This is a genomic window from Pseudomonas sp. GZD-222 (assembly GCF_049310525.1).
Taxonomy (GTDB): Bacteria; Pseudomonadota; Gammaproteobacteria; order Pseudomonadales; family Pseudomonadaceae; genus Aquipseudomonas.
Genome location: NZ_JBMOWO010000112.1, coordinates 1 through 12,506, shown reverse-complemented (window position 1 = coordinate 12,506; position 12,506 = coordinate 1). Strand labels below are relative to the sequence as shown.

10 protein-coding genes are annotated in these 12,506 nt (G+C 60.6%); 9 read left to right on the top strand and 1 reads right to left on the bottom strand.

All coding sequences use genetic code 11. From position 1 onward, the window contains the following. Positions 1 to 40: 40 nt before the first annotated feature. Complete coding sequence (gene icd / locus ACO6VD_RS20905) at positions 41 to 1,297, bottom strand: NADP-dependent isocitrate dehydrogenase (protein WP_038612798.1); 1,257 nt, start codon at positions 1,295 to 1,297, stop codon at positions 41 to 43. 402 nt (positions 1,298 to 1,699) lie between these two features. Here icd and ACO6VD_RS20900 point away from each other — a divergent pair, with 402 nt between their 5' ends. The 9 genes from ACO6VD_RS20900 to aceA all read left to right on the top strand — a co-directional run bounded on the left by ACO6VD_RS20900 (position 1,700) and on the right by aceA (position 12,355). After that, complete coding sequence (locus ACO6VD_RS20900) at positions 1,700 to 3,925, top strand: NADP-dependent isocitrate dehydrogenase (RefSeq protein ID WP_422421793.1); 2,226 nt, start codon at positions 1,700 to 1,702, stop codon at positions 3,923 to 3,925. Positions 3,926 to 4,140: 215 nt separating this feature from the next. Beyond that, positions 4,141 to 4,581 (top strand): NUDIX hydrolase, encoded by a 441-nt coding sequence (locus tag ACO6VD_RS20895; protein ID WP_422421791.1) that lies wholly within the window; start codon positions 4,141 to 4,143, stop codon positions 4,579 to 4,581. A 70-nt stretch (positions 4,582 to 4,651) separates the two neighbouring features. Next, entirely contained in the window at positions 4,652 to 5,773 is a 1,122-nt protein-coding gene (gene mnmA / locus ACO6VD_RS20890) for a tRNA 2-thiouridine(34) synthase MnmA (RefSeq protein ID WP_400169976.1), read from the top strand. Beyond that, positions 5,773 to 6,393: a high frequency lysogenization protein HflD gene (gene hflD / locus ACO6VD_RS20885; RefSeq protein ID WP_422421789.1), complete on the top strand. Its 621-nt coding sequence runs from the start codon at positions 5,773 to 5,775 to the stop codon at positions 6,391 to 6,393. The genes mnmA and hflD overlap by 1 nt, the downstream gene beginning before the upstream one ends. 178 nt (positions 6,394 to 6,571) lie before the next feature. Next, positions 6,572 to 7,942, top strand: coding sequence for an adenylosuccinate lyase (gene purB / locus ACO6VD_RS20880; protein ID WP_422421787.1), 1,371 nt, complete (start codon positions 6,572 to 6,574; stop codon positions 7,940 to 7,942). An 82-nt stretch (positions 7,943 to 8,024) separates the two neighbouring features. Continuing rightward, positions 8,025 to 9,191, top strand: a complete 1,167-nt coding sequence (locus ACO6VD_RS20875) for a JmjC domain-containing protein (protein WP_422421785.1) — start codon at positions 8,025 to 8,027, stop codon at positions 9,189 to 9,191. Then, complete coding sequence (locus tag ACO6VD_RS20870; protein ID WP_038612808.1) at positions 9,184 to 9,618, top strand: GNAT family N-acetyltransferase; 435 nt, start codon at positions 9,184 to 9,186, stop codon at positions 9,616 to 9,618. The genes ACO6VD_RS20875 and ACO6VD_RS20870 overlap by 8 nt, the downstream gene beginning before the upstream one ends. A 188-nt stretch (positions 9,619 to 9,806) precedes the next feature. Next, positions 9,807 to 10,541: a secretin N-terminal domain-containing protein gene (locus ACO6VD_RS20865; RefSeq protein ID WP_422421783.1), complete on the top strand. Its 735-nt coding sequence runs from the start codon at positions 9,807 to 9,809 to the stop codon at positions 10,539 to 10,541. 488 nt (positions 10,542 to 11,029) lie between these two features. After that, the gene (gene aceA, locus ACO6VD_RS20860; protein WP_400169981.1) at positions 11,030 to 12,355 is read left to right on the top strand and encodes an isocitrate lyase; all 1,326 of its coding nucleotides are present in this window, start codon (positions 11,030 to 11,032) and stop codon (positions 12,353 to 12,355) included. The last annotated feature ends 151 nt before the right edge of the window (positions 12,356 to 12,506 follow it).

The window sequence follows — 12,506 nt, the reverse complement described above, 5'->3', positions numbered from 1 at the left end:
CGTTGTTATGAACGGGCCGGCTTTTTATTTATTTACCCGCTTACATATGCTTGATCAGTGCATCACCGAAGCCGGAGCTGCTGACCAGTGTCGCGCCGTCCATCAGACGCTCGAAGTCATAGGTCACGGTCTTGGCAGCGATGGCCCCGTTGGTGCCCTTGATGATCAGGTCAGCCGCCTCGGTCCAGCCCAGGTGGCGCAGCATCATCTCGGCCGAGAGAATCACCGACCCCGGGTTGACCTGGTCCTTGCCGGCGTATTTCGGCGCGGTACCGTGGGTAGCCTCGAACATGGCCACGGTGTCGGACAGGTTGGCACCCGGCGCAATACCGATACCCCCCACTTCTGCCGCCAGGGCGTCGGAGAGGTAGTCACCGTTGAGGTTGAGGGTGGCAATCACATCGTATTCCGCCGGGCGCAGCAGGATCTGCTGAAGCATGGCGTCGGCGATGGCGTCCTTGACGATGACTTCGCGGCCGGTTTTCGGGTTCTTGAACTTCATCCATGGACCGCCATCGAGCAGCTCGGCACCGAATTCGTTCTTGGCGATCTCGTAGCCCCAGTCCTTGAAGGCACCTTCGGTGAATTTCATGATGTTGCCCTTGTGCACGATGGTCAGCGACTTGCGGTCGTTGTCCACTACGTACTGCAGGGCCTTGCGCACCAGACGCTGGGTGCCTTCTTTGGAGACCGGCTTGATGCCGATACCGCAGTCCTGGTCGAAACGGATCTTGGTGACGCCCATTTCTTCTTTCAGGAACTTGATGACCTTGGTCGCTTCAGGCGAACCGGCCTTCCATTCGATACCGGCATAAATGTCTTCGGAGTTCTCACGGAAGATCACCATGTCGACATCACCCGGCTTTTTCACCGGACTTGGCACACCCTGGAACCACACCACCGGACGCAGGCAGACATACAGGTCCAGTTGCTGGCGCAGGGCCACGTTCAGGGAGCGAATACCCCCACCGACCGGAGTGGTCAGCGGGCCTTTGATGGAGACGACGTAATCTTTGACCGCATCCAGGGTTTCCTGGGGCAGCCAGGTATCCTGGTCATACACCTGGGTGGCTTTTTCACCGGCGTAGACTTCCATCCAGGAAATCTTGCGCTTGCCCCCATAGGCTTTCTCTACAGCAGCATCGACCACTTTGATCATGACGGGACTGACGTCTACGCCAATGCCGTCGCCTTCGATGAACGGGATGATCGGATTATCAGGAACATTGAGAGAATGGTCCGCATTGACGGTGATTTTGTCGCCGACTGCCGGAACCTTGATTTTCTGGTATCCCATGCTGCACTCCGTTTTTTTTGGTGTGGTACGTCATCTGGATCCCCAGAGCGTACCCCAGATGCACGGCAACGGGAACCATGGCTGCGAATGCACCAAATTGGAGCTCGCACACCTACATCTTTGGTCTAAAAAAGGCGCTGTTACACGTTGACCTTGATGATTACGAGCAAGGATTTGATATACTCCGCCGGTGACCAAAGGGTCACTGGGGCGAACCGTCATTCAACCCCGACCAGACTGGGCTGTTACCGCAGTTCAGCCGTTTGACACTCGACTGATGCAATCCACCATCACTGCACAGAACCCTCGACCTTCTGCTCATAGATGTGTCTGAGCGAAGCGCCTACCCTGCGCACTTCGAGATTCTGCGCACGCTCAGCAAAACAGAGAGTTAACCCGAATATGCCCACCCGATCCAAGATCATCTACACCTTCACCGACGAAGCCCCTGCCCTCGCCACCTATTCACTGCTCCCCATCGTCGAAGCCTTCACCGCTTGCGCCGACATCGCCGTAGAAACCCGGGACATCTCTCTGGCCGGCCGCATCCTTTCTGCCTTCCCTGAACAGCTCGGCGCCGACAAGCAAGTGGCCGACCACCTGGCAGAACTGGGCCAACTGGCAACCACGCCAGAAGCCAACATCATCAAGCTGCCGAACATCAGCGCCTCGGTACCGCAGCTCAAGGCCGCGATCAAGGAACTGCAAGCCAAGGGCTTCAACGTTCCCGACTACCCTGAAGCCGCCGCCAGCGATGCCGAGAAAGAAGCCAAGGCTCGCTACGACCGCATCAAGGGCAGCGCCGTAAACCCGGTTCTGCGTGAAGGCAACTCCGACCGCCGCGCACCGCTGTCGGTCAAGAACTACGCACGCAAGCACCCGCACAAGATGGGCGCCTGGGCTGCCGACTCCAAGTCCCACGTGGCCCACATGAGCCAGGGCGACTTCTACGGTAGCGAAAAAGCTGCACTGATCGACGCCGATGACAGCCTGCGCATCGAACTGCTGGACAAGAACGGCAACACCACCGTCCTGAAAGAAAAGACCTCGGTCAAGGCCGGTGAAATCATCGACTGCGCGGTCATGAGCACCAAAGCGCTGCGTAAGTTCATCGCCGCTGAAATCGAAGATGCCAAAGCCAAGGGCGTACTGCTGTCGGTACACCTGAAAGCGACCATGATGAAAGTCTCCGACCCGATCATGTTTGGCCAGATCGTTGCCGAGTACTACCAGGACGCGCTGAACAAGCACGCCGCAGTACTGGAAGAGATCGGTTTCAACCTGAACAACGGTATCGGCGACCTGTACGCCCGTATCAAGGCCCTGCCAGCCGAGCAGCAAGCGCAGATCGAAGCTGACGTCAAAGCCGTCTACGACGTGCGCCCGGCACTTGCCATGGTCAACTCCGACAAGGGCATCACCAACCTGCACGTGCCAAGCGACGTTATCGTCGACGCCTCGATGCCGGCGATGATCCGCGACTCGGGCAAGATGTGGAACACCGAAGGCCAGCTGCAAGACACCAAGGCCGTGATCCCGGATCGTTGCTACGCAACCATCTACCAGGCCGTTATCGAAGACTGCAAGCAACACGGCGCCTTCGATCCGACCACCATGGGCAGCGTTCCGAACGTTGGCCTGATGGCGCAGAAAGCCGAAGAGTACGGCTCGCACGACAAGACCTTCCAGGCCAAGGCCGACGGCGTCATCCGCGTGGTTGACGGCAAGGGCAACCTGGTCCTGTCGCAGGAAGTCGAAGCCGGTGACATCTTCCGCATGTGCCAGACCAAAGACGCGCCGATCCAGGACTGGGTCAAACTGGCCGTCAACCGCGCCCGTGCCAGCAACACCCCGGCACTGTTCTGGCTCGACCCGCAGCGTGCCCACGACGGCGTGCTGATCGAGAAGGTCCAGAAGTACCTGAAAGACCACGACACCGCTGGCCTGGACATCCGTGTCCTGTCGCCTGTCGAGGCCATGAAGGTTTCCCTGCAGCGCATCCGTGCGGGCCAGGACACCATCTCGGTGACCGGCAACGTACTGCGCGACTACCTGACCGACCTGTTCCCGATCATGGAGCTGGGCACCAGCGCCAAGATGCTGTCGATCGTACCGCTGATGAACAACGGCGGCCTGTTCGAAACCGGCGCCGGCGGCTCGGCCCCGAAACACGTGCAGCAGCTGGTCGAAGAGAACTTCCTGCGCTGGGATTCGCTGGGTGAGTTCCTCGCCCTGGCCGCCTCCCTGGAGCACCTGGGCACTGCCTACGCCAACCCGAAAGCCAAGGTACTGGCGGCGACCCTGGACCAGGCCACCGGCCAGTTCCTGGACACCAACAAGTCCCCTGCGCGCAAGGTCGGCGGTATCGACAACCGTGGCAGCCACTTCTACCTGACCCTGTACTGGGCCCAGGCCCTGGCTGCCCAGAGCGACGACGCTGCCCTGCAAGCGCGCTTCGCCCCACTGGCAAAAGCCCTGGCCGAGAACGAGGCGACCATCGTCGCCGAACTCAACGCCGTTCAGGGCAAGCCGGCTGAAATCGGTGGTTACTACTACCCGGATGCCGAGCTGACCAGCAAAGTGATGCGCCCAAGCCAGACCTTCAACAGCGCGGTTGCCGCCCTGTAAGGTTCGCTTGACGTAACAACGGAAGCCCCGGCCACGCACCGGGGCTTTCGCTTTTCCGGGATCCATCGCGGGGGGGGGGGGATCCCCCAAGCCACGCTGGGGGAGGGGTTTTTCCTCGTGGGCTCCCATAGGGGAAAACCCCCCCCCCAACCTTTTTGGGGGGGGGTGTTCTCCCCCCGCGATGGATCTCACCAAAACAACACAGGGCTATCCGAATGACCTGGCAACCCCACATCACCGTCGCCACCATCGTCGAAGACCAGGGGCGCTTCCTCATGGTCGAAGAATTCAAGGCTGGCAAGCACGTCTTCAACCAGCCCGCCGGCCACCTGGAGGCCAACGAGAGCCTCCTCGACGCCGCCCGCCGCGAAACCCTCGAAGAAACCGCCTGGGAAGTCGAACTGACCGGCGTCGTCGGCATCTACCTCTATACAGCGCCCAGCAACGGCGTGACCTATCAGCGTGTGTGCTTCGCCGCCCGCCCGCTCAAACACCACTCCGAGCGCACGCTGGACAGCGACATCGTGCGCGCCGTGTGGCTGACCCGTGACGAGCTGCTGGCCAACCCCGAGCGCTGGCGCAGCGAGCTGGTGCCACGCTGCATCGACGACTACCTGACCGGGCCGCTGCACAGCCTGGCATTGATTCGCGACTGACAGCGACGATGCCTTGAGGCCCGCAGCCTGATAGAATCGTTGTCTTTTTCCAGATACACAGCCGGTACCTATGACCAGTCCAGCACTTTACGAACCCGAAAAGACACGCGTTATTGTCGGCATGTCCGGCGGCGTGGATTCTTCCGTCTCCGCCCTCCTGCTGATGGAGCAGGGCTACCAGGTGGAAGGCCTGTTCATGAAGAACTGGGAAGAGGACGACGGCACCGAATACTGCACCGCCCGCGAAGACCTGGCCGATGCTCAGGCCGTGTGCGACCGCATTGGCATCAAGCTGCATACCGCCAACTTCGCCGCCGAATACTGGGACAACGTCTTCGAACACTTTCTGGCCGAATACAAGGCCGGTCGCACGCCGAACCCGGACATCCTGTGCAACCGTGAAATCAAGTTCAAGGCGTTCCTCGACTACGCCATGATGCTCGGCGCCGACCTGATCGCTACCGGCCACTACGTGCGCCGCCGCGACACCGACGGCCGCACTGAACTGCTCAAAGGCCTGGACCCGAACAAGGACCAGAGCTACTTCCTGCACGCCGTCGGCGGCAAGGAAATCGCCCGCACCCTGTTCCCGGTAGGCGAACTGGAAAAGCCTGAAGTACGCGCCATCGCCGAGAAACATGGCCTGGCCACGGCGAAGAAGAAAGACTCCACCGGTATCTGCTTTATTGGCGAGCGCCGCTTCAGCGACTTCCTCAAGCAGTATCTGCCAGCGCAGCCCGGTGAAATCCAGACCACCGACGGCGAAGTGATCGGCCGCCATCACGGCCTGATGTACCACACCATCGGCCAGCGCCAGGGCCTGGGCATCGGCGGCCTCAAGGACGCCGGTGACGAGCCGTGGTACGTGCTGGAAAAAGACCTCGACCGCAACGTGCTGGTCGTTGGCCAGGGCAATGAGCATCCATGGCTGTTCTCCCGCGCCTTGCTGGCCTCGGAAATTTTCTGGGTCAACCCGATCGACCTGTCCAGCCCGCGCCGCCTGACCGCCAAGGTACGCTATCGCCAGAGCGATCAGGACTGCACCCTGGAACTGACCGCCAGCGGCTACCGCGCAGTATTCGACGAGCCGCAACGGGCCGTAACCCCAGGCCAGTCGGTAGTGTTCTATGACGGTGAAATCTGCCTGGGCGGCGGCGTGATCGAGACGGCCGAGCCGTGGAGCGCGCACTGATGAGCTCGATCCAAGAGCAGTTGATTGCACTGGGCGGCGTGTTCCAGGCCGCCGTACTGGTTGACCGCATTGCCCGTACCGGCCAGGCCAGCGAGGCGAACCTGGGCTGCATGCTCGGCAGCCTGCTGGTGCGTGATCCGCAAAACACCCTGGAAGTATTCGGCGGTGACGATCTCAATCTGCGCGACGGCTACCGCGCCCTGGCCAGTGCCCTGGAGCGTGATCCGGGCAGCCTGCAGCGCGAGCCACTGCGCTACGCACTGTCGATGCTGGGCCTTGAACGCCAACTGGCCAAGCGCGGCGACATGCTTGATGTAATCGGCAATCGTCTGCCACAGATCCAGTCCCAGGCCGAGCATTTCGGCCTGGTCCACGAAAATGTGATTGCCTCCAGCGGCGCGCTGTATCAGGACACCCTGAGCACCCTGCGCCAACGCATCCAGGTCCACGGCGACATGCGCCACCTGCAGCAGCCGAGCAACGCGTCGAAAATCCGCGCCCTGCTACTGGCCGGTATTCGCGCGGCGCGCCTGTGGCGCCAGCTGGGCGGACATCGCTGGCAGCTGGTGGTCAGCCGGCGCAAACTGCTTAAAGAGCTGTATCCAATGTTGCGTGGCTGACAAAGCTATCGCGGGGCAAGCCCGCTCCCACAGAGTCACCTCATACTTGTGGGAGCGGGCTTGCCCCGCGATAAAGCCACAGATTTACCGGCAGACCATTTGTCAGCCACCCGACCCGGGCGCGTTTTTCATGTATGATATGCGCCCTCTTCAAAGCCTGACTGTCCGAGAACACCCCATGCAGCTTTCCTCGCTCACTGCGGTTTCCCCTGTTGACGGCCGTTATGCCGGCAAAACCCAGGCCCTGCGCCCTATTTTCAGCGAATACGGCCTGATCCGTTTCCGCGCCCTGGTTGAGGTGCGCTGGTTGCAACGCCTCGCCGCTCATCCGCAAGTTCCTGAAGTTCCAGCGTTTTCCGCTGAAGCCAACGCGCTGCTCAATGGCCTGGCCGATGAGTTCGCTCTCGAGCACGCCGAGCGCGTGAAAGAAATCGAGCGCACCACCAACCACGACGTCAAAGCCATCGAGTACCTGCTCAAAGAGCAGGCTGCCAAGCTGCCAGAACTGGCCAAGGTCAGCGAGTTCATCCACTTCGCCTGCACCAGTGAAGACATCAACAACCTGTCTCACGCCCTGATGCTGCGCGCCGGCCGTGACGACGTGCTGCTGCCACTGATGCGCCAGATCGCTCAGGCCATCCGTGAACTGGCCCATCGCTTCGCCGACGTACCGATGCTGTCGCGCACCCACGGCCAACCGGCTTCGCCGACCACCCTGGGTAAAGAGCTGGCCAACGTTGTCTACCGTCTGGAGCGTCAGATCGCTCAGGTTGCCGCCGTGCCGCTGCTGGGCAAGATCAACGGTGCCGTGGGCAACTACAACGCCCACCTGTCGGCCTACCCGCAGATCGACTGGGAAGCCAACGCCCGCGCTTTCATCGAAGACGAGCTGGGCCTGGTGTTCAACCCGTACACCACGCAGATCGAACCGCACGACTACATCGCCGAGCTGTTCGACGCGATTGCCCGCTTCAACACCATCCTGATCGACTTCGACCGCGATATCTGGGGCTACATTTCCCTGGGCTACTTCAAGCAGCGCACCATCGCAGGTGAAATCGGCTCTTCGACCATGCCTCACAAGGTAAACCCGATCGACTTCGAAAACTCCGAAGGCAACCTGGGTATCGCCAACGCACTGTTCCAGCACCTGGCCAGCAAGTTGCCGATCTCGCGCTGGCAGCGCGACCTGACCGACTCCACCGTGCTGCGCAACCTGGGCGTTGGTTTCGCCCACAGCGTGATTGCCTACGAGGCCAGCCTCAAGGGCATCAGCAAACTGGAAATCAACCAGGCGCGCATTGCCGAAGACCTGGACGCTTGCTGGGAAGTGCTGGCCGAGCCAATCCAGACTGTCATGCGTCGCTACGACATCGAGAACCCCTACGAGAAGCTCAAAGAGCTGACCCGTGGTAAAGGCATCAGCCCGGACGTGCTGCTGACCTTCATCGATGGCTTGGACATGCCGGCCGAAGCGCGCGAAGAACTGAAAAAGCTGACCCCAGCCTCTTACATCGGTAACGCTGCGGCTCAAGCCAAACGCATCTGATCTGCGCCCTGCGCGTAAACGCCCGGCTCAGCCGGGCGTTTTTATTACCGAAAGAAAATTACTTTTTTTCAATAGGTTACACATGAATCCTGATACTCCTCTGCAGCTTCTGGGCGGCCTTACTGCCCGCGAATTCATGCGCGACTACTGGCAGAAAAAACCTCTGCTGGTACGCCAGGCCTTTCCGGACTTCGAAAGCCCGATCGACGCCGACGAACTGGCCGGCCTGGCCCTGGAAGAAGAAGTCGAGTCGCGTCTGGTTATCGAACATGGCGAGCGTCCGTGGGAGATGCGTCGCGGCCCGTTCGAGGAAGACACCTTCAGCACCCTGCCCGAGCGCGACTGGACACTGCTGGTACAAGCCGTGGATCAGTTTGTTCCAGAGGTTCACGAGCTGCTGGAGCACTTCCGCTTCCTGCCGAGCTGGCGCATCGATGACGTGATGATCAGCTTCGCCGCCCCGGGTGGCAGCGTCGGTCCGCACTTCGACAACTACGATGTATTCCTGCTGCAAGGCCAGGGCAAGCGCAACTGGAAGATCGGTCAGGTCTGCGACAGCGACAGCCCGCTGATCGAGCATGCCGACCTGCGCATCCTGGCTGAATTCGAGCAGAGCGACGAGTGGACCCTGGAACCGGGCGACATGCTCTACCTGCCACCGCGCCTGGCGCATTTCGGCGTTGCCGAAGACGACTGCATGACGTACTCGGTGGGTTTCCGCGCACCAAGCGCAGCCGAAGTTCTGACCCACTTCACCGACTTCCTCAGCCAGTTCCTGCCCGACGAAGAGCGCTACACCGACGCTGACGCCCAGCCGGTCAGCGACCCGCACCAGATCCAGCACGACGCCCTGGGCCGCCTGAAGAGCCTGCTGACCGAGCACATGGGTGACGAACGCCTGCTGCTGACCTGGTTCGGCCAGTTCATGACCGAGCCACGTTACCCAGAGATGGTCAGTGGCGAGCCGCTGGACGAAGCGGAACTGATCGAAAGCCTGGCCCAGGGTGCAATCCTGATCCGCAACCCGAGCGCGCGCCTGGCCTGGTCGGAAGTCGATGACAACCTGCTGTTGTTCGCCAGCGGCCAGAGCCGTCTGCTGCCGGGCGAGCTGCGCGAACTGCTGAAACTGATCTGCGCCGCCGACGCGTTGCATATCGAAAACCTTGAGCAGTGGCTTGAAAGCGATCAAGGCATTACCTTGATCTGCGAACTGGTCAAACAAGGAAGCTTGGGGTTTGCCAATGAATAAGATTCGAGTTCGCCTCGCCGACTGGCACAAAGACAACGCCGATATCCGCCGCATTCGCGAAGCGGTATTCATTGCCGAGCAATGCGTACCGCCAGAGCTGGAGTGGGATGCCGACGACAACAGCGCCGTGCATTTCCTCGCGATGGAAGGTGACTACGCCATCGGTACCGCCCGCCTGCTGGCCGACGGTCAGATCGGCCGGGTGTCGGTACTCAAGGACTGGCGCGGCCTGAAAGTCGGCGATGCACTCATGCAGGCGGTTATCGTCGAAGCGCAGAACCGTGACCTCAAGCAGCAGATGCTCAGCGCCCAGGTTCAAGCCACGCCGTTCTACGAGCGCCTTGGTTTCAAGGTGGTCAGCGAGGAATTCCTCGAAGCGGGCATCCCGCACGTGGACATGGTTCGCGAGTCGCGCGAACTGGCCTGATAAGCCATCGCGGGGCAAGCAAAACCCCTACAAATTTGCCATCATGTCCGCTCCACCCGCGGAGATCATGGTGTGGCGCATGTTCTTTTCTCTTGTGTGGTGTGGGTGCCCGCCCCCCCCCGCGATGAGGCCAGCAAAACCCCTACAAATTTGCCATCATGTCCGCTCCACCCGCGGAGATCATGGACATGCCGCTACGCCCCCTTCTCGCCTCCCTGCTTCTGTCGTTCAGCCTGAGTGCGCTGGCCGCCATCGAAGTGCTGCCACTGAGTAACCGCACCAGCGCCGAAATCCTCCCCACCGCGCAATCCTTCATCGGCAAGGAAGGCAGCGTCAGCGCCTTTGAGAACAAGCTGATCGTCAATGCCGAGCCGAAAAAGATCGACGACCTGCGCACCCTGCTGCAGCAACTGGACACCGCGCCGCGCAGGCTGCTGATCAGCGTCGACAACAACGACAGCAATTTCCAGGACAACCGCGGCAATGCCCGGGTCATCCACTACGGCACTGCCAACCGTGAAGGCGGTATGCAGCAGGTACAGGCCAGCGAAGGCAGTCCCGCACTGATCCAGGTCGGCCAGAGCATCCCGATTACCAGCACCAGCACAGATGGCTTTGGCCGACTGCAAAGCGACACCGAATACCGCAACGTCACCCAGGGCTTCTACGTCACTGCCAGTGTCACGGGCGACACCGTGCACCTGGCCATCAGTACCAACAATGACCGGATGAGCCAGGAGCGTCCCGATGTAGTGAAGGTACAAAGTACCGACACAAAGGTCAGCGGCAAGCTTGGCGAATGGATCACCCTGGCCGGTGTCAATCAGCAGAGTCAGTCCGATCGCAGCGCTTCTGCCCTCACTTACAGCACTCAGCGCGGCGAGAACATGACTTTGCGGGTAAAAGTCGACGCTTTGGACTGAACCCAGGCAAATCAAGGCCTCGACCAACGGCCTTGGAACTGACTGATGGGTCGTATTAGACAAAAGATGTAGTGGTGATAAAAAAGCACTACAAAACATTTGACGACCACATTTGGTAAAGGCATGATGGCCCCGCTCCCGCTAATCAGAGGCCCTGGCAAGGGCCTTCGAGCCGCGCTCTAACCTACCCACTTGAGCCGGCCCGTGTCTGTACAGCCCACAAGGCAGTTTGACGAGATTGCGACTGGAACGAAGTTGTCCCGAGGGACGGAAGCGCATCAAGAGGCACCCGGCAGCACTGTCACTGCAGCTCGGCAACCACGAGCCACCCTGCAGCGAACACCTCGCCCACGCCTGCTCACTTCCCCTCTTCGAGCCCCATCGTTCGACCGTCGCATATTTCGCTGAACATGACTTACGCCAGGCTTCTGATCTGCGCTGTGTGAGCGAGAATTTATTCCAAGACCGATGCGACGAGGTTTATTTCCATGGCACTGACACGCGAACAGCAAATTGCAGCCCTCGAAAAAGACTGGGCCGAAAACCCGCGCTGGAAAGGCGTGACCCGTACCTACACCGCCGCTGATGTCGTACGTCTGCGTGGCTCGGTCCAGCCTGAGCACACCCTGGCCCGCATGGGTGCCGAGAAGCTGTGGAAGCTGGTCACCCAGGGCGCACACCCGTCCTTCCGCCCGGAAAAAGATTTCGTCAACTGCATGGGCGCCCTGACCGGCGGCCAGGCTGTACAACAGGTTAAAGCCGGTATCCAGGCTATCTACCTGTCCGGCTGGCAAGTGGCTGCCGACAACAACTCGGCCGAGTCCATGTACCCAGACCAGTCGCTGTACCCGGTGGATTCGGTTCCAACCGTGGTCAAGCGCATCAACAACTCGTTCCGTCGTGCTGACCAGATCCAGTGGAAAGCCGGCAAGAACCCAGGTGATGACGGCTACATCGACTACTTCGCTCCAATCGTGGCTGACGCTGAAGCCGGTTTCGGCGGCGTACTGAACGCCTACGAACTGATGAAGAACATGATCGAAGCAGGCGCCGCCGGCGTTCACTTCGAAGACCAGCTGGCCTCGGTGAAAAAATGCGGCCACATGGGCGGCAAAGTACTGGTTCCAACCCAGGAAGCCGTACAGAAGCTCAACGCTGCCCGTCTGGCAGCCGACGTTGCCGGCGTACCGACCATCATCCTGGCCCGTACCGACGCCAACGCCGCTGACCTGCTGACCAGCGACTGCGACCCGTACGACCAGCCATTCGTGGTCGGCGAGCGTACTCAGGAAGGTTTCTACAAGGTGCGTGCCGGTCTGGACCAAGCCATTGCCCGCGGCCTGGCCTACGCTCCTTACGCCGATCTGATCTGGTGCGAAACCGCCAAGCCGGACCTGGACGAAGCCCGTCGCTTCGCCGAAGCGATCAAGAAGGAATACCCGGACCAGATCCTGTCCTACAACTGCTCGCCTTCCTTCAACTGGAAGAAGAACCTGGACGACGCGACCATCGCCAAGTTCCAGCGCGAACTGTCGGCCATGGGTTACAAGCACCAGTTCATCACCCTGGCGGGTATTCACAACATGTGGCACGGCATGTTCAACCTGGCGCACGACTACGCCCGCAACGACATGACCGCCTACGTGAAACTGCAAGAGCAAGAGTTCGCTGACGCCTCGAAAGGCTACACCTTCGTGGCCCACCAGCAGGAAGTCGGCACCGGTTACTTCGACGACATGACCACCGTGATCCAGGGTGGCAAGTCTTCGGTTACCGCACTGACCGGCTCGACTGAAGAAGAGCAGTTCCACTGATCGATGATCGGCAACTGAAATTCGGGTAACAGATAAAACCCGGAGCCTGTGATGGGGCTCCGGGTTTTGTTTTTTGTGACAGTAGGAGCGGGGGGGGGGGTCGCCGGGACGGGACGCGCGAGGAGCCCCGCCCTGGATACAAAAAACCCCC

What these genes read in the sequence shown, in the direction of transcription:
- icd (WP_038612798.1), bottom strand. Translation starts at nt 1,297, where the DNA reads ATGGGATACCAGAAAATCAAGGTTCCGGCAGTCGGCGACAAAATCACC.
- ACO6VD_RS20900 (WP_422421793.1), top strand. Translation starts at nt 1,700, where the DNA reads ATGCCCACCCGATCCAAGATCATCTACACCTTCACCGACGAAGCCCCT.
- ACO6VD_RS20895 (WP_422421791.1), top strand. Translation starts at nt 4,141, where the DNA reads ATGACCTGGCAACCCCACATCACCGTCGCCACCATCGTCGAAGACCAG.
- mnmA (WP_400169976.1), top strand. Translation starts at nt 4,652, where the DNA reads ATGACCAGTCCAGCACTTTACGAACCCGAAAAGACACGCGTTATTGTC.
- hflD (WP_422421789.1), top strand. Translation starts at nt 5,773, where the DNA reads ATGAGCTCGATCCAAGAGCAGTTGATTGCACTGGGCGGCGTGTTCCAG.
- purB (WP_422421787.1), top strand. Translation starts at nt 6,572, where the DNA reads ATGCAGCTTTCCTCGCTCACTGCGGTTTCCCCTGTTGACGGCCGTTAT.
- ACO6VD_RS20875 (WP_422421785.1), top strand. Translation starts at nt 8,025, where the DNA reads ATGAATCCTGATACTCCTCTGCAGCTTCTGGGCGGCCTTACTGCCCGC.
- ACO6VD_RS20870 (WP_038612808.1), top strand. Translation starts at nt 9,184, where the DNA reads ATGAATAAGATTCGAGTTCGCCTCGCCGACTGGCACAAAGACAACGCC.
- ACO6VD_RS20865 (WP_422421783.1), top strand. Translation starts at nt 9,807, where the DNA reads ATGCCGCTACGCCCCCTTCTCGCCTCCCTGCTTCTGTCGTTCAGCCTG.
- aceA (WP_400169981.1), top strand. Translation starts at nt 11,030, where the DNA reads ATGGCACTGACACGCGAACAGCAAATTGCAGCCCTCGAAAAAGACTGG.